Origin of the sequence: Kerstersia sp., from assembly GCF_052103615.1 — a bacterium.
Taxonomy (GTDB): Bacteria; Pseudomonadota; Gammaproteobacteria; order Burkholderiales; family Burkholderiaceae_B; genus Kerstersia.
This window is the reverse complement of the sequence record NZ_JBQEKA010000024.1, coordinates 1-16,986: the sequence shown is the minus strand read 5'-3', so window position 1 is coordinate 16,986 and position 16,986 is coordinate 1. Positions and strand designations below refer to the sequence as shown.

At 56.0% G+C, this 16,986-nt stretch carries 14 protein-coding genes and 3 tRNA genes; 12 read left to right on the top strand and 5 right to left on the bottom strand.

Going from position 1 to position 16,986, the window contains the following annotated elements; genetic code table 11:
* Positions 1-32: 32 nt before the first annotated feature.
* The 3 genes from ACTJGZ_RS07620 to ACTJGZ_RS07610 all read right to left on the bottom strand — a co-directional run bounded on the left by ACTJGZ_RS07620 (position 33) and on the right by ACTJGZ_RS07610 (position 4,223).
* Entirely contained in the window at positions 33-1,457 is a 1,425-nt protein-coding gene (locus ACTJGZ_RS07620; RefSeq protein WP_441662334.1) for an undecaprenyl-phosphate glucose phosphotransferase, read from the bottom strand.
* Positions 1,458-2,900: a mannose-1-phosphate guanylyltransferase/mannose-6-phosphate isomerase gene (locus ACTJGZ_RS07615; protein WP_441662333.1), complete on the bottom strand. Its 1,443-nt coding sequence runs from the start codon at positions 2,898-2,900 to the stop codon at positions 1,458-1,460. It lies immediately after the preceding gene.
* A 156-nt stretch (positions 2,901-3,056) separates the two neighbouring features.
* Positions 3,057-4,223: a nucleotide sugar dehydrogenase gene (locus ACTJGZ_RS07610; RefSeq protein WP_441662332.1), complete on the bottom strand. Its 1,167-nt coding sequence runs from the start codon at positions 4,221-4,223 to the stop codon at positions 3,057-3,059.
* Between the two features lie 1,276 nt (positions 4,224-5,499).
* Here ACTJGZ_RS07610 and ACTJGZ_RS07605 point away from each other — a divergent pair.
* Positions 5,500-5,706, top strand: coding sequence for a cold-shock protein (locus ACTJGZ_RS07605; protein ID WP_068373478.1), 207 nt, complete (start codon positions 5,500-5,502; stop codon positions 5,704-5,706).
* A 135-nt stretch (positions 5,707-5,841) separates the two neighbouring features.
* On the opposite strand, the gene ACTJGZ_RS07600 is transcribed toward ACTJGZ_RS07605, so the two are convergent.
* Positions 5,842-6,084 carry a hypothetical protein gene (locus tag ACTJGZ_RS07600; RefSeq protein ID WP_441662331.1) on the bottom strand — a complete coding sequence of 81 codons (243 nt, stop codon included), beginning with the start codon at positions 6,082-6,084 and terminating at the stop codon, positions 5,842-5,844.
* Between the two features lie 58 nt (positions 6,085-6,142).
* On the opposite strand from ACTJGZ_RS07600, the gene mnmG reads away from it, so the two are divergent.
* The 5 genes from mnmG to ACTJGZ_RS07575 all read left to right on the top strand — a co-directional run bounded on the left by mnmG (position 6,143) and on the right by ACTJGZ_RS07575 (position 11,708).
* Positions 6,143-8,062 carry a tRNA uridine-5-carboxymethylaminomethyl(34) synthesis enzyme MnmG gene (gene mnmG, locus ACTJGZ_RS07595; protein WP_441662330.1) on the top strand — a complete coding sequence of 640 codons (1,920 nt, stop codon included), beginning with the start codon at positions 6,143-6,145 and terminating at the stop codon, positions 8,060-8,062.
* Positions 8,062-8,841, top strand: a complete 780-nt coding sequence (gene rsmG / locus ACTJGZ_RS07590; RefSeq protein WP_441662329.1) for a 16S rRNA (guanine(527)-N(7))-methyltransferase RsmG — start codon at positions 8,062-8,064, stop codon at positions 8,839-8,841. Before mnmG ends, rsmG begins: the two co-directional genes overlap by 1 nt.
* Entirely contained in the window at positions 8,842-9,639 is a 798-nt protein-coding gene (locus tag ACTJGZ_RS07585) for a ParA family protein (protein WP_441662328.1), read from the top strand.
* A 151-nt stretch (positions 9,640-9,790) separates the two neighbouring features.
* Positions 9,791-10,723, top strand: a complete 933-nt coding sequence (locus tag ACTJGZ_RS07580) for a ParB/RepB/Spo0J family partition protein (RefSeq protein WP_441662351.1) — start codon at positions 9,791-9,793, stop codon at positions 10,721-10,723.
* Positions 10,716-11,708, top strand: a complete 993-nt coding sequence (locus tag ACTJGZ_RS07575; RefSeq protein ID WP_441662327.1) for an asparaginase — start codon at positions 10,716-10,718, stop codon at positions 11,706-11,708. The genes ACTJGZ_RS07580 and ACTJGZ_RS07575 overlap by 8 nt, the downstream gene beginning before the upstream one ends.
* Positions 11,709-11,756: 48 nt before the next feature.
* Here the strand turns inward: ACTJGZ_RS07575 and ACTJGZ_RS07570 are convergent, their stop codons facing one another.
* Entirely contained in the window at positions 11,757-12,683 is a 927-nt protein-coding gene (locus tag ACTJGZ_RS07570) for a LysR family transcriptional regulator (protein ID WP_441662326.1), read from the bottom strand.
* Between the two features lie 265 nt (positions 12,684-12,948).
* Between ACTJGZ_RS07570 and aroQ the strand changes: the two genes are divergently transcribed.
* From aroQ to ACTJGZ_RS07540, 6 genes are all read left to right on the top strand, one after another.
* Complete coding sequence (gene aroQ, locus ACTJGZ_RS07565; protein ID WP_441662325.1) at positions 12,949-13,401, top strand: type II 3-dehydroquinate dehydratase; 453 nt, start codon at positions 12,949-12,951, stop codon at positions 13,399-13,401.
* A gap of 59 nt (positions 13,402-13,460) precedes the next feature.
* Entirely contained in the window at positions 13,461-15,380 is a 1,920-nt protein-coding gene (locus ACTJGZ_RS07560) for a bifunctional sugar phosphate isomerase/epimerase/4-hydroxyphenylpyruvate dioxygenase family protein (protein WP_441662324.1), read from the top strand.
* A gap of 74 nt (positions 15,381-15,454) precedes the next feature.
* Positions 15,455-16,231, top strand: a complete 777-nt coding sequence (locus tag ACTJGZ_RS07555) for a transporter substrate-binding domain-containing protein (protein ID WP_441662323.1) — start codon at positions 15,455-15,457, stop codon at positions 16,229-16,231.
* Positions 16,232-16,475: 244 nt separating this feature from the next.
* A tRNA-Tyr gene (locus ACTJGZ_RS07550) sits at positions 16,476-16,561 on the top strand.
* 125 nt (positions 16,562-16,686) lie between these two features.
* A tRNA-Gly gene (locus ACTJGZ_RS07545) sits at positions 16,687-16,760 on the top strand.
* A 40-nt stretch (positions 16,761-16,800) separates the two neighbouring features.
* Positions 16,801-16,875, top strand: a tRNA-Thr gene (locus ACTJGZ_RS07540).
* Positions 16,876-16,986: the final 111 nt, after the last annotated feature.

Here is a 16,986-nt window from a genome sequence, read left to right as displayed (position 1 = left end):
AAAACAGCCGATAGCGAAACCGTTAGACAGCCTCAATAAGCGTTTTTATCCATCACAACCAGAACGGCCGTGCGGAACAATATCTTTATATCCAGCCACAATGACCAATTCATGATGTAGTAACGGTCGAACTTGATCCGCTGCTGCATTTTTTCCGGCGTTTCAGTTTCACCGCGCAAACCATTCACCTGCGCCCAGCCCGTAATGCCCGGTTTGATGGAGTGTCTCAACATATAGCCGGGAATCAGCCTGCGGTAATACTCGTTGTGCTCAACCGCATGCGGCCGCGGCCCGACCAGGCTCATTGTGCCCAGCATCACATTGAAGAGCTGCGGCAGTTCATCCAGCGATGTCTTGCGCAGGATACGCCCGACTTTCGTCACGCGGGCGTCATGCGCCGTGGCTTGCTGCAGCAGGCCGTCATCACGCTTGACGGTGTTGGCCCACATGGAACGGAACTTGAACACCGTAATCGGCAAGCCCCGTTCACCATAACGCTGCTGCCGGAACAAGACCGGCCCAGGCGAATCCAGCTTGATGGCGATAGCCACCATCAGCATGACCGGAGACAACAGAATCAAGGCCAGCCCGCCTATCACCAGATCCATCGCCCGCTTCAGATAGCGGAACAGACCCAGCAACTGGGTTTCATGCAAAGCGAGCAAGGGAACGCCAGCTATCTCTGTCCCGTGCACGGAAAAGTCTTCCGTCATGGGCGCTTCCATCAGGAAATAGATGGACCCGGTCGAATCAAAGAAGCGCAGGACAAGTTCCTTGACCTGCGCGCTGTACGGCACATTGCGCTCACTGCTGACAAACACGGTTTTGTAATCGCTGGCGACGATGTTTTCACATGCATCACGGTAAGTCCCGAGATACCGGATCGACGCCGGGAAGTCACCTTCCGAGCTATCGATTTCCTGCTCCGCGTAATAGCCGTCTATCTCTATGCCCAGAATTGGGGAACGCTGTATCCGCAGCGCCAGTTTCTGCGCTTCCCGCCCCATCCCGATGAATACTGCCTTGCGGCGGTTGACCTCAGAATTGTTGACCTGATGAATGACCTTGCGCATCACCAGCATCCAAACCAACTGAAGCGCCAGAGCCAGGATGGTCCACTCGATCAGCATCAGGCGCACCATGCCGATGTCCATATCGTTGTGCACGAAGAACAGGCCTGATGCCATGACAACCAGCAGCAGCCGGCCCCATCTGAAAACGGCCTGTCCCAGCATCCACCAGACGGTTCTGGCGCTAATGAGCAAACTGAAGGAATAGAAAACGAAAAATGCCAGAACACCCAGGATCAGCAGCAGGATGTTGCCATACGGTTCAATGGAAAAGACGTTGATCCGGGCCAGCAGCCAGGCTGCCCCCGTATTCAGTAACGCCGATCCCAAACCGACCAACAACATGAACGCGTTGTTGTAGTGGCTGGGTTTGCCCCTGTAAAACATTTAGGATTTTCCTTCCTGACGCCCATAGACATCGTCAAAACGCACAATATCGTCTTCACCCAGGTATGAGCCGGACTGAACCTCGACCAATTCCAGAGGAATGGCGCCGGGATTTTCCAAACGATGGGAAACACCCAACGGAATATAGGTGGACTGGTCTTCAGTCAACAGAAAACTCTCATCCCCGCGGGTCACGCGGGCCGTGCCTTTCACCACCACCCAATGTTCGGCGCGGTGATGATGCATCTGCAAGGACAAACGGCCGCCAGGTTGTACGGTAATCCGCTTGACCTGAAAGCGCGGGCCGGAATCTATGCTTTCGTAATTGCCCCAGGGACGAAATACCTGCTTGTGCGTGGCGACTTCCGAACGCTTCCGGTTTTTCAGCTCCGTTACCAGGCGGCGGACATGCTGCACCTGATCCTTGGCTGCCACCAATACGGCATCAGCCGTCTCCACCACGACCAGATCTTCCACCCCCAGTACCGCCAGCATACGCTTGCTGCCATAAGCCAGCACATTCCGGCAATCCTGCAGCAACGCGTCACCATGCACCGCATTGCCATTCTCGTCATGCGGCGTAATGCGCCACAGCGCATCCCACGAACCAATATCGCTCCAGCCGGAATCCAGCGGAATCATGACGGCATCGGCCGTCTGTTCCATGACAGCGTAATCAATGGATTCCGCAGGCACCGCGGCAAACGCAGCAGCATCCGCGCGCACAAAATCGCCATCACGCCTGGCCTGCTGCATCGCGGCCCGGCATGTTGCCAGGATATCCGGGCGAAAACGCTCCAGCTCCCGCAAATACGCCGAAGCACGGAACAGAAACATGCCGCTGTTCCAGTAATAATTACCTTGCTCAAGATAGGCCTGCGCGCGCTCAGCATCCGGCTTTTCCACAAAAGCCTCAACGGCTGCCACATGCCCCTGCGAGGCGGCTGGCGCATGAATATAGCCATATCCGGTTTCGGGATATTCCGGCACCACGCCAAAGACGACCAATTTGCCTGCCTGGGCCGCAGGCAAAGCGTCACGCACGGCCTGCGTAAAGGCCGCTACGTCGTTAACGGCATGATCCGAGGGCAGTACCAGCAGCACAGCATCCTCATCGTCCTGCAGCGCCTCCAGGGCGGCCAAGGCAATGGCCGGCGCCGTATTGCGGCCGGCCGGCTCCAGGATCAGCGGCGCATTTTGCGGGCAGCCTGCCACGCGCAGCTGTTCTGCCACCAGAAAGCGGTGCTCCTCGTTGGCAACAACCACAGGCGGCAAGTCACTCAGTATCGATGCCCGCGACCAGGTCGCTTGCAATGGCGATTGATCACCCAGCAAAGGCAAGAACTGCTTGGGATATTGCTCACGCGAAAGCGGCCAGAGCCTCGTCCCCGAGCCTCCAACCAAAAGTACGATCCGCAACGCAGCATCTGTTTTGGCAGTCATGCCCGAGTCTCCCTCGCAAAAAATCTAGATTCGGATTTTTACATGACAAGCATACAAACAGAAGCAAAAGCCCTGACAAGCTTACAATCAATGTCAAACAAATCATCAAAAAATGCCGGATTTCGCCAGGGGCCGGATAACAGGCTTGAAACCTACTCAATCCTGCCCGAATAGATCGCAGGTATAAACCTTATCTTTTGCTGGCGCCAGGCTGGCGGACCAGCGGTTTGCCAGAATCAGCTCGCTGCGCCGCATAAACCGCTCAAGATCCGGTTCCACTTCACAGCCATGAAAATCCTGCTGCGCCAGCAGCGGTTCGTGCACCAGCACAGCGATGCCTGCGGCAGCCAGCCCCTGCAATACATCCAGTACGGCTGAATCCCGGAAATTGTCTGCGCCTTCCTTCATCAATAAGCGATATATGCCTACGCATGCCGGGCGCCGTTTTTTGACCGTATCGATAATGAACTGCTTGCGCAGAACATTGGCATCCACTATCGCCCGCATCAGGCAATTCGGGACATCGGCATAGTTGGACAGCAATTGCCGCGTGTCCTTGGGCAGGCAATATCCGCCATAGCCAAACGACGGGTTGTTGTAATACATACCGATGCGCGGATCCAGGCCTATCCCTTCGATCAGCTGACGCGTATCCAGCTGCTTGAGCTGTGCATAGGTATCCAGCTCGTTGAAAAACGCGATGCGCATCGCCAGGTAGGTATTGGCAAATAGCTTGATCGCTTCCGCTTCGGTGGAGTCCGTGTAGAGCTCCGGGACATCCTGGCGCAATGCGCCTTCCCGGAGCAGGCGGCCGAACCGGCGCGCGGCTGCGCGGCGGTCGCCAACAATAATGCGCGAGGGATGCAGATTGTCATGCAGCGCCCGCCCTTCACGCAAGAACTCCGGCGAAAAGGTAATGGCTGCGTGCCCGAGCTCCTGCCTCAAGCCCACAGTAAACCCGACAGGCACCGTGGATTTGATAATGATCTCGGCAGCAGGATTGCATGCCAGAACCGCTGCCGCGACCTGTTTCACGCTGCGCGTATCAAAACCGTTGGTCTGTGGGTCGTAATCCGTCGGCGTAGCAATCACGACATACTCGGCATCCGCGAAAGCTGCTTGCGCATCGGTTGTTGCCCGCAAGGACAATGTCCGCTGCGCCAGGAAGGCCTCAATATCAGGATCCGTCAGCGGGGCATGCCCTGCATTGATGGCAGCCACCCTGCGGTCATCGATATCGTAGGCCCATACCTCATTCGCCTGCGCCAACAGAACTGCGTTGGAAAGCCCGACATAGCCCGTTCCCGCCACCGCTATTTTCATATGCCCGCCGCCCGTGATGCCCTGACCATCACCCCAGGCTGGCCATCGCCAGGCCAACCGGAAGACCCGGGGACTGTTATAGCGCTCTCCAATGACCATCCTGTGACGTTTTCAGGCTGCTGCAAGCGAGCCAGTGCCTGAACGGCCAAAAAAAGAGGCCGTTTGCCTGCCACGGCGCCCAAAACCTGAATAACTTCGTGCACAAGCTGTGCATCGATTCTGGATAACTGGCGATCGATGCGTAAACCCAAAATCCATCCACTTTTCATGCCAGACCTATCCATGGACTTGCGCACATCGATAACAGGGCTTAACTGACTGTTTTCATTGGAAAAACCTGTGTTATTACACTTATCCCCAGGCCTTATCCATTATTATCATTTATATATATAAATATTTATAAACAACAGGGGAAAAGCTTTGCCCGGCCCTGAAGACCAAATACACCGTCTATCCAGACACATCAAACCCTGGCTGACATCATTTGGAAATATTTTCAGTTCGTTACGGAAGCCTTGTTTTCACCAAGAACAAATATCCGTATTTCGCTCTCGAACTTCTTCTAGATTCTGGCAAGGTTTTTAATGGCTTCTCTACGAGATGTTACTTATTTAGATAAAACCGTTCTCAGAAAAGACCAGTCATTCTCTTATCACAATTATTTGAGCTAGATCAAAAACAAGCCGATATCGATGGGGGTAAACCTGTTGACAACCCTTGCATCGATTCTGGATAACTCAGGCTTTTACCGGTATCGAAAAAATTGTCCAGAATCGATGAACAGGCTGCCAAGAGACTTGATAACAGACTGAATTATGGTCTAAGTCTATGATTTTCATAGTATAAAATAAGTTCATAGACTTATCCCCAGACACCCATCAGTTACTATCATTTATATATAAAGATATATACAACAATGATCTCAACCCTGGGTTAGGGCTTGAATGCTCAATTCCATCAAAACTGTATAAAAACACAGTATCCATTTTTAATAAGCATTCTTTTGTTAGTTAGTTTCATAAACAGGAAAGGCATTTCACGATAGAGAATAAATATCGTTAAAGACACTGCCAATGAAACATTAATTAATGCTATATTCGGGAAAACGCGGAGTGGATTTTTATTAATATTCTCGTTATTCTGCGTTTGCTGGTGTTTGTTTATCAGTCGTTTTGAACCCGTTCCCAACTCAATGCATTTGAGTATGACTTTATATGGCTAGATCCATATAAAAGAATTGGTTTGTTGTATATTTTTTTTCATCAGGATACTTATCATGGCTCAAACGGGCAAAGTGAAGTGGTTTAACGCGGAAAAGGGATTCGGTTTTATTACCCCCGATGCAGGCGGCAGCGATGTGTTCGCCCATTTTTCCGCCATTCAAGGCCGCGGTTATCGCAGCCTGAATGAAGGTCAGGCAGTTGAATTTGATGTCAAGGACGGCCCCAAGGGCCTGCAGGCAGAAAACATTCAGCCACTCTGACGCATCACTTTGAACCGTTTGCTCCACAGGAGTAGTGGTTCAGTATGAAACCCATGTTCTCGCGGACATGGGTTTTTCATTTGAATCATCAAAGAATGGTTTATGACTCACTGTTCAGAAAAATTCTCCCATCCTTTATTTTGAGCAGGAAAATTCCAAGGGCAGTGATTTAAGCATGGTGGGCCAGTCTGGGTTAGTACTGACCACAAAACTATCGATATTGGTGATGGTATCGATACCGCCCGGCTGCTCTGCTAAGTATCGATGGTGTCCCACGTGAAACATCATCGATAAGAAATCATTGAGCAAAGCAGGCCTGTTGGCATTTCGCTGCACACCTGGTGGGGTTTGCCTGCTATTTTTGGGTTTATGTTCCACGTGAAACATTCATACCCAGCGACGCGTCTATAATTATTTTTTTAGGATGCTTGTCGCCATGTTATACCCCACTGAATTTGATGTGATTGTCGTGGGCGGAGGTCACGCAGGCACGGAAGCAGCGATGGCAGCTGCCCGTGCAGGTTGTTCCACGCTGTTATTGACACACAATATCGAAACTCTTGGCCAGATGTCTTGCAACCCATCAATTGGTGGGATAGGCAAGGGGCATCTGGTTAAAGAGGTTGATGCCATGGGCGGCATCATGGGGATTTGCGCAGACGAGGCCGGGATACAGTTCCGCACACTCAATAGTTCCAAAGGCCCTGCCGTGCGCGCCACTCGCGCACAAATCGATAGAGTGCTCTACCGCCGTGCTGTCAGAAACCGTTTGGAGAATCAGCCCAATCTCTGGTTGTTCCAGCAAGCTGTTGATGACCTGATGGTAGAGGGCGATAGGGTTGTTGGCGCAGTCACCCAACTGGGGATCAAGTTTCGCGGGCGCAGTGTCGTCTTGACCACTGGAACTTTTTTGAACGGTTTGGTGCACGTAGGCCTGAGCCATTATTCTGCTGGCCGTGCTGGAGACCCGCCTGCCATTACCTTGGGGCAACGCCTGAAGGAACTGAAGTTGCCGCAGGGTCGTTTGAAAACCGGTACACCGCCCAGGATTGACGGACGGAGCATTGATTTCTCCCGTCTGGAACGCCAGGATGGCGATGACAATCCGATACCTGTGTTTTCGTATCTGGGGTCTGCCGCTTTGCATCCCCAGCAGCTGCCTTGCTGGATTACACACACCAATAGCCGGACTCACGACATTATCCGTGGCGGTTTGGATAGATCCCCGATGTATAGCGGTGTGATTGAGGGAGTCGGCCCGCGGTATTGCCCATCGATTGAAGACAAAATTCATCGATTTGCAGACAAGGATTCGCACCAAGTGTTTCTGGAACCCGAAGGGCTGGAAACCAATGAGTACTACCCCAACGGCGTATCTACCAGCTTGCCCTTTGATGTTCAGCTGGAATTGGTGCATAGCCTGCCTGGTCTGGAAAATGCGCATATCCTGCGTCCGGGATACGCTATTGAATATGACTACTTTGACCCGCGCGGTTTGCACGCGACCCTGGAAAGCAAACATATCCAGGGCCTGTTCTTTGCCGGGCAGATCAATGGCACAACTGGCTACGAAGAAGCGGCGGCACAAGGTTTGTTGGCCGGGATTAATGCGTCCTTGCAGGTAAAGGGTGAAGCACCCTGGACTCCCCGCAGGGATGAGGCCTATCTTGGTGTTCTGGTGGATGATCTGGTTACGCGCGGGGTGACTGAGCCTTATCGCATGTTCACGTCCCGGGCAGAGTACCGTCTGAGTATGCGTGAAGACAACGCTGATATGCGTTTGACGGAAGTTGGGCGTCGTTTGGGTGTGGTGGATGATGAACGCTGGCAACGCTTTTCGGATAAGCGCGATGCTGTTTCACGTGAAACAATGCGCTTGCGAAAAACAGTGATCACGCCGCGCGTGCTGACACCGGAAATTGCTGAGCCCTTGCTGGGCAAACCCATAGAGAAAGAATATACGCTTGCAGAATTGCTGCGCCGTCCGGATGTGGATTATCCGCGCTTGATGGCCGTGGTCACAGCAGACGGTATGCCGTTTGCTCCTGAAACGCTTTTGTCTGAGGATGAGGCTGAGCAGGTGTCCATCCAGGTCAAGTACGAAGGGTATATCAATCGGCAGCAGGATGAAATCCGCCGTCTGTCCACCTATGAAACGCAAGCCATACCTGCTGACCTGGATTACAGCGCTGTCTCTGGCCTTTCCTTCGAAGTGCGCCAGCGCTTGAGCGAATCCCGGCCTGCTACCTTGGGGCAAGCTGCGCGGATTTCCAGCGTGACCCCTGCGGCGATATCTTTGCTGATGGTGCATCTGAAGCGCATGCATTATCAAAAAAACAAAGCGGAGAAACAGTAATGGCGGGAATGAGTCTGCCAGCGGGCGCGGCGGCAAGAGTCCTTGCGGTAGGGCGTGAGCTGAACCTGGACTTGTCGCAGGACCAGGCACAAACCTTGTGCGCTTATATCGACTTGATGCTGCGTTGGAACAAAACGTATAACCTGACTGCGATTCGTGACCCTCAGAAAATGCTGGTGCAGCATTTGTACGATAGCCTGAGCGTTGCGGCCCCTTTGATCCGGCATGCGGGGGCTTCAGCCCTCTCAATCATGGATGTTGGCTCCGGCGGAGGCCTGCCTGGTGTGGTCCTGGCAATCGTCCGGCCGGATTGGACAGTGCAATGTGTGGATGCGGTAGAGAAGAAGACTGCATTCATCCGCCAGGTGGCCGGAACTTTGAAACTGGCTAATCTGTCGTCGCGCCACGCCCGGATTGAAAGTTTGCCGGCGCAGCAGTGTGATGTGGTGATATCCCGCGCGTTTGCTTCATTGGTGGATTTCACCAGCTGGTCTGGCCATCATGTGCGGGCGGGGGGGTATATCGTCGCGATGAAGGGCAAAGTGCCGGATGACGAAATTGCCGCACTCCAGGCCCAAGGCGATTGGGCGCTTGAGAAAATAGAACCGTTGGTAGTGCCTGAGTTGGAAGGGGAGCGCTGTTTGCTCTGGCTGCATGCCAACCCGGAAGGTGCGGCAGTGACCGTTCAAAATGTTGAATCAGCGGATATCTCATCCGAGCCGCAGTCTTCCCGGCAGGGTAGCGCAAACGTCCAGACGATAGAGCAAGGAAATCGTTGAATGAAAACAGTGAAAAAAACCCGGGCGGCAAAAATTTTCTGCATCGCCAACCAGAAAGGCGGGGTTGGCAAGACCACCACCGCTATCAACCTTGCTGCTGGTCTGGCGCAACACAAGAAAAAGGTGTTGCTGGTGGATCTGGACCCCCAGGGGAATGCCACCATGGGGAGCGGTGTTGATAAGAATGCGCTGAAGGATACTTTGTATCAAGTCCTGATTGGCGCTGCTGATATTTCGGCCACCATCGTTTCTGCCGGTGATAGCGGGTATGACGTGCTGCCTTCCAACCGCGAGTTGGCCGGCGCCGAGATGGACCTCATGGAAATGAGCGACCGCGAGCAGCGTCTGAAGCAGGCCTTGTCGCAAGTCTCGGGTGAGTATGATTTCATTTTGATTGATTGCCCGCCTACCTTGTCCTTGTTGACCCTGAATGGCCTGGCCTGCGCGAACGGGGTCTTGATTCCGATGCAGTGCGAGTACTTTGCGCTGGAGGGCCTGTCTGACCTGGTTAATACCGTCAAGCGGGTACACCACAACATCAACCCGGAATTGCGTTTGATTGGTTTGCTGCGCGTCATGTTCGATCCGCGTGTGACTTTGCAGCAGCAGGTGTCGGCGCAACTGGAAGCGCACTTTGGCGACAAGGTATTCAAGACTGTCATCCCGCGCAATGTGCGCCTGGCCGAAGCGCCCAGCTATGGCCTGCCAGGGGTGGTCTATGACCGCAATTCGCGTGGTGCCAAGGCTTATGTTGCCTTTGGCGCGGAAATGATCAAGCGTGTGAACGCGAAGAGTTGAACAGGAGTTGAGGATGGCCAGCAAAGCTGACAAAAACGTGGGTACTGCAACCGCGCCAGCGAAAACCGCTGCCAAGCGCCCGGCGGCCCGGCCGGCCGCAGCAGCCAAGGCAGCCGCCAAGCCCGCGGTAAAAACCGCCGCTAAGGCAGGCGTGGCTGCCAAGAAGGCCCGCGGCCTGGGCCGTGGCCTGGACGCCTTGCTGGGCGGCGATATGCCTGCCCTGGCAGCCATTACCGATGCGGCTGCCCCCGCCGCCGCTGCCGGCACGTCGCCGTCGGTGTTGGCGCTGGATCAATTGGTGCCTGGCAAGTATCAGCCGCGCACACGGATGGACGAGGGCGCGCTCAACGAGCTGGCGGCTTCCATCCGTGAACAGGGGATCATGCAGCCTGTGCTGGTGCGTCCCTTGGCAGGGGCTGAGGCTGGCAAATATGAAATCATCGCCGGTGAACGCCGTTTTCGGGCGGCGGGTATTGCCGGGCTGAAGGAAGTGCCGGTATTGGTCCGCGAAGTGGCGGACGAACATGCGGCCATCATGGCGCTGGTGGAAAACATCCAGCGCGAAGATTTGAACCCGCTGGAAGAAGCGCATGGGGTTCGGCGTTTGCTCGATGAGTTCGGCTTGACCCATGAGCTGGCGGCACAGGCAATTGGGCGTTCGCGTTCGGCGACCAGTAATTTGCTGCGCTTGCTGAATCTGGCCGGCCCGGTGCAAACCATGCTGCTGGCCGGTGATATCGACATGGGTCACGCCCGTGCCTTGCTGTCCCTGGATGCTGCCCAGCAGATTCAGTTGGCCAATTTCATCGTGGCCAAGGCATTGACGGTGCGGGAGGCGGAAAAGCTGGTGGCGCGAGCCTTGCAGGAAGATGCGGGAATCGTCACGGAATCCACCCGGTCGCGCCAGGCCCCCAGCCGGGATGTCCTGCGTCTCGAAGAAGCTTTGTCAGACCAGTTGGGCACCAAGGTCACGCTCAAGCTAGGCGCGCGTGAGCGCGGCAAGATCGTGATTGATTTCCATGGCTGGGAACATCTGTCCTCCTTGCTGGAAAAGCAAGGCCTGGGCAGCGTGCTGGATGCCTGAAGCCATGGGGCGCCGTATTCTGGTATTGGCAACTGGCGGCACCATTGCGGGCTGCCAGGCCGCCCATGGCGGCTATCTTTCCGCGCAGATCGCTGGGCAGGCTTTGCTGGCGCAGACGGGCCTGGGGGATGGTTCCCTGCATATCGATGTGGAAGATATCGCGCATGTCGGCAGCCAGGATATGAGCCAGGAAATATGGCATCGGCTGGCATTGCGTATCGAAGCCGCCGTGGCGGCTGGCGGGGTGGACGGCATCGTGGTGAGCCATGGAACGGACACCATGGAAGAAACGGCATTTTTCCTGTCCAGGGTTTTGCAGCTGCCTTTTCATGTGGTGCTGACCGGCGCCATGCGGCCGGCCGATGCGGCAGATGCCGATGGGCCGGTCAATTTGCGGCAGGCGGTTTTGCTGGCGGCACAGCCTGCCGCTGGCGCTGGCCAGGTATTGGTGGCATTTGGCGGTGAAATACATGCTGCGCAATGGGTAAAAAAAATCGCAGCCAGCAGTCTGCGGGCGTTTGCCTCGCCGGATGCTGCTCCCCTGGGCGTGTTTCTGGGGGATGAGGTTTACTGGACCCCAGGTATGACAGCCCCGGTGGCTAGACGCTATGGTTTGCCTGCCTCGGCAGAGCAATGGCCTAAGGTAGGCATTCTGTATGCCTATGCAGGCATGGATAGTGCGCAGGTCAAGGCGTGCCTGGCGTTAGGATGGGATGGTTGGGTATTGGCCGGGCTGGGCAATGGCAATGCGCCGCATGCGTGTCTGGCGGCGCTGGCTGACGCGGCAGCGCAGGGAACCTTGATTGTGCGTTCCAGCCGCTGCCTGACGGGGTGGGTGACCGCTGCAGGCGAAGTCGATGACCAGGCAATGGGTTTTGTTAGCGCCGGACGCTATGACGCGCTACAGGCCAGGATATTGCTGATGCTGGCCTTGAGCGGAACGCGTGGGCGCCATGCCGTGCAGGCGCATTTCTCCGCCGTGTGAATCTGTGGCTGGCATGCGCCAGCTCAGGCGCGGCCGCCGCGCTGCCTATCAGGGAACGACGCGCGTATTGAGGGCATAGGGGCCGTCGCAAAGTTGTTCTTTGATAAATTCAATGGCAACTTTGACCTTGGCGGAATTGGCGGAGCGATTGCTGGTCGTGGCCCAGACATCGGCGAATTCCTGATAGGCGGGCAGAATCTGGATAACACTGCCGTCCTCGATATAGCGCGCGATATCCCAGACCGACAGCATGAAAATTCCCAGGCCCCGGATGCCCCAGGTACGCACGACATCACTGTGATTGGAGCCATAGCGGCCATTCACCTTGACGGTTTCCAGCCCTTTGGGGCCGTGCAGGCGCCACACCCCGAAAGCCTGTTCGCGGTCGCGAAAGACCAGGCATTCATGCTGGGCCAGGTCGGCCAGGGTCTGCGGCATGCCGCGCTTGGCGATGTAAGAGGGCGCGGCGCACAGAATGCGCCGGCTGGGTGTGATGCGGTGCGCGATCAGATGCGGCTGCTTGGGGTCGCCAACGCGGATATCGATGTCATAACCTTCTTCCAGGATATCGACATGGCGATCCAGCAGCTCCAGCCAGATTTCCAGTTTTGGATAGCGCTCTTCCAGCATGGTCAGGATATGCGCGACATGATGGCGCCCCAGGCGCATGCTGGTCGCGATGCGCAGCAACCCGGAAGGTTCCAGCTTGCTGCTAGCGACCAACTCCGTCATGGAGGTCATGTTTTCAATGATGCGGCGCGCATAGTCATAGACCATCTCGCCTTCTTCCGTAATATGGATGCGGCGAGTGGTACGATGGAACAGACGGATGCCCAGCTGCTGTTCCAGTATGGCAATGCGCTTGCTGACATAGGCCGGAGATTTGCCTATGTCCTTGGCGGCCGCGGCAAAGCTGCCCAAACGAGCAGCGATGGAAAAAACACGCAGATCCATGAGGGCCGGTTCATTATTCATGATTCGTGTCTTTTGAATTAATGAATTTGGTAATTATATTCGCTTAGGCAGCTATTACACTGCTCTTTCAGCTGAGTTTCAGTCTGTTAGCGTAGGCCGTTCCTGTACCGGGCGCCATGCTTGTCTGCGTTGCGCCGCCAGCGTCCAGGATAGTTTCCTATCCTGCCCTGGATTGACGCCGGGCCCGCCTGCGGCGCCGGCTGAAGCATTTGTGCCCCGGCCAGGTTTTTCCCCTTCTTTCCTTATCGGATTTTGGATTTATCCCATGGCAAGCATTCTTGTTATCAATGGTCCCAACCTGAACTTGTTGGGGACGCGTGAACCTGCGGTCTATGGTCATGAGACGCTGGCGGATGTCGAGCGGCTCTGCCAGGAAGAGGGTGCCAAGTTCGGCATGGAAGTTGAGTGCCGCCAGAGCAATCATGAAGGCGTGCTGGTTGACTGGATCCAGGAAGCCGGGCGCGAAATGGCCGCTGGCCGTTGCATCGGCGTGGTCATGAACCCTGGCGCCTATACCCATACGTCCGTGGCCTTGCATGATGCGATCAAGGGCGCAGCTGTCCGCCTGATTGAACTGCACATCTCCAATGTGCATGCGCGCGAACCTTTCCGTCAGCATTCCTATATTTCGCCCGCAGCGCGGGGCATTATCGTCGGTATGGGCGTTGATGGCTACGCGCTGGCCATTCAGGCCCTGGTGCGCCTGCAAGGCAAGTAATTCCCGGTGAACGGCGCCGCGCAAGCGCCGCCGCTCCCTCGTTGTAGAGAAGACCAGATATGCGTAGATCGATAGCAACCGTTTCCCTGAGCGGAACCCTGAGGGAAAAACTGGAAGCCATTTCCGCCGCCGGTTTTGATGGCATCGAGTTATTCGAAAACGATTTCATCCATTTCAAGGGATCGGCGCGTGATTTGCGCAATATGGCGTCAGACCTTGGCCTGACGATAGATCTCTATCAGCCGTTCCGTGATTTCGAGGGCATGCCGGATGCGCTCCTGGCGCGCGGCCTGGAGCGGGCCGAGCGCAAGTTCGACGTCATGCAGGAAATGGGCTGCGGATTGGTCTTGTGCTGCTCCAACACCTCGCCGCATGCCATAGATGATCCTGCACTGGCAGCCGATCAACTGGCAGCGCTGGCTGAGCGCGCGGCCAGCCGCAATCTGCGCATTGGCTATGAAGCCTTGTCCTGGGGGCGCCATGTCAAGCTGTATGGCCAGGCCTGGGATATTGTGAAGCGGGCGGATCATCCGCATCTTGGCCTGATCCTGGACAGCTTCCATACCTTGTCCCTGAAGGACGATCCCGCCGGCATTGCCGATATTCCGGGCGACCGCATCTTTTTCCTGCAAATGGCCGATGCGCCTTTGCTGACGCTGGATGTTATTGACTGGGCCCGCCATCACCGCTGTTTCCCGGGGCAGGGCCAGCTGGAGGTCGAAAACTTCTTCCTGCAGACCTTGCTGGCAGGCTATAGCGGCCCGCTATCCCTGGAAATTTTCAATGATGTCTTCCGGGAAACGCCCAACCGGCGTACCGCGCTGGATGCGATGCGTTCCTTGCTGTATCTGGAAAGCTGGGGCCGCGAGCGCCTGGCGCAGCCGGAGGCCGGAGAAGATATCGGCAAGTTCAAAGCGACGGCGGCGCGTATCGAGTTGTTCAACCCGCCGCCCGCGCCTGTCTTTTCCGGTGTGAGCTTTGTCGAATTTGCGGTTGATGAGCATTCGGCCGCAGGCCTGGGCGGAATTTTTGAGCGCATGGGGTTCCAGCGCGCTGGCACGCACCGCTCGAAACAGGCGGTGCTGTATCGCCAGGGCGAAGTGGCGCTCATCCTCAATGCCCAGCCAGGGTCATTCGCGCGAGAGCGGTTTGGCAGCTTTGGCGCGTCTGTTTGCGCGCTGGGCGTCTATACGCAAGATCCGGTAGGCGCGCTCAGCCGGGGCCAGGCCCTGCAGTCGGCGCGTTTCGATAGTCCTGTGGGGGCGGGGGAGGTGGTGCTGCCAGCCATCGTTTCGCCGGGCGGAATCGTGGTTTACTTCGTGCCCGATAACCTGGCGCCCGATGGCCTGTTTGAAGCGGATTTCATGCTGGAGCCGACCGGGGACGCCGGGGCGCGCAATGCCGCGATTGATAAACTGGATTATCTGGCCCTGGGCATGAATATCGGCCAGCGCGACACCTGGACGCTGTTTGCGCGGGCGGTGCTGGGCTTGCATCAGGGCGACAATCTGCAATTTGCCGATCCCTATGGCCTGGTGGACATCACCAGCGCCGCCAATGCCGATGGCAGCCTCAGGCTGGTACTGAATGTATCGCAGAGCCTGAGTACGGATACGGCTCGGGCAGCGCAGCAGCAAGGCGGTGTTGCCGTGCATCATCTGGCGTTTGCCAGCAATGATATTTTTGCAACGGTGCGCGCCTGGAAAGCAGCGGGCATCGCCATGACGCCTGTGTCCCAGAATTATTACGATGACCTGGCCAGCCGCCTTGATCTGGCGCCAGCACTGCTAGCCCGTCTGCGCGAGCACGGTGTGCTCTATGATCGTGATGCTGGCGGTGAATACCTGCACTGCTATACCGATAATCTGGCCGGGCACTTTTTCTGCGAAGCGGTGCAGCGCCTGGGGGATTATGCCGGCATTGGCGCGCTCAACGCTTCGGCGCGAGTGGCTGCCAGGGCGCAGGTCGATATGGCATGAAGGAAGGCAGCCGGAAGGCTGCTTCCCTTGGGCGCACCGCTTGTTTCTTGTTCACAAAAAAAAGAGGGGTTCCCATGAGACATATTTCCCGAATTCTCGCAGGCGTCGTCGCAGGTCTGACGCTGTGTTCCGCGGCCCATGCCGGCCCTCGTCTGGATACCATCATGGACAGCAAAGTCCTGAGAGTGGGCACACCCGGTGATTACCGGCCTTTTGCCATGAAGACCGAGGGGGGCGGCTATGAAGGGCTGGATATCGACCTCATCGAGTTGCTGGCCAAGGAACTGGGCGTGAAGGTGGAGTATGTGCAGACCTCATGGCCGAATCTGATGCCTGATCTGCAGGCCAATCGTTTCGATGTTGCCGTCGGCGGTATTACCCGTAATGCCGCGCGTCTCGGCAAAGTGGAGATGCTGCCTGGCTATGCGCCTTTTGGCAAAGTCGCGCTGGTGCGCAGCGACGAAGCCGGGCGCTACAAGTCCCTGGAAGACCTGAATCAGCCGAAGGTAAAGGTAATCAAGAATCCTGGCGGCACGAACGAAGCTTTTGTGCTGGCCAATCTGGGGCAGGCGCAAGTCAGCACTCATGAGAAAAACGCCGAAATTCCGGGCCTGATCGCTGAAGGCAAAGGCGATGTGATGATTACGGAAACCTACGAAGCTCTGCACTACAGCAAGGCGGATCCGCGTTTGACGGCCTTGTTCATTGAAACGCCTTTGACACCCAAGAACTACTTGGGTTTCATGCTGCCGACGGATGACCCTGATTATGTGCGCGTCATGGAGTTTGCCTGGGACCAGATGGATAAGCGCGGCGACCTGGGGCAGGCAAGCAATCATTGGCTGAAGTAGGCCGGTACCGCTACAATGCCTGTCTGCGGTTTCAGTGTTGCAACTGGCATCGCAGACGGCAGGCGACTGCCGGTGGGCTTTTTTGCCGCAACAGATAACCGCTCATCCGCAGTCAGGCGGCGGTTTCCAGAGCAGGGCAGCCGGGGTATTCGTTGTCCTGCGCTCACAGCGGCAAATATTTTCTTCTTTTTAGCAAATCTTGCTTGACGACGGAAAAGAATAAGTCCATAATTTTGAATTCTACGGAGAGGTGCCCGAGTGGTTAAAGGGGGCAGACTGTAAATCTGTTGGCTAACGCCTACGTTGGTTCGAATCCAACCCTCTCCACCAAGTTTCAGAAACGCCCGCGCAATCGTGTCATTCAGTGATGCAACAAGCGGGCGTTGATGTAGCGGGTAAGGTGGTCGCGTAAGTCCTCGTCGAGTGAGGCTGATCAGCCGGGCTGATTCGTGATTGCGGGTGTAGCTCAATGGTAGAGCAGAAGCCTTCCAAGCTTACGACGAGGGTTCGATTCCCTTCACCCGCTCCAGCAGTTATTGTTCCGCCGTCGCAAGTGCGGTGGAAGCAATGCCCATGTGGCTCAGTGGTAGAGCACTCCCTTGGTAAGGGAGAGGTCACGCGTTCGATCCGCGTCATGGGCACCACTCTCCTTTCGTTGTTAAACACTCTCACACGCTTCTTATTCCAGGGCAGGAGTCCGTCATGGCAAAAGGTAAGTTTGAACGCACCAAGCCGCACGTGAACGTCGGCACGAT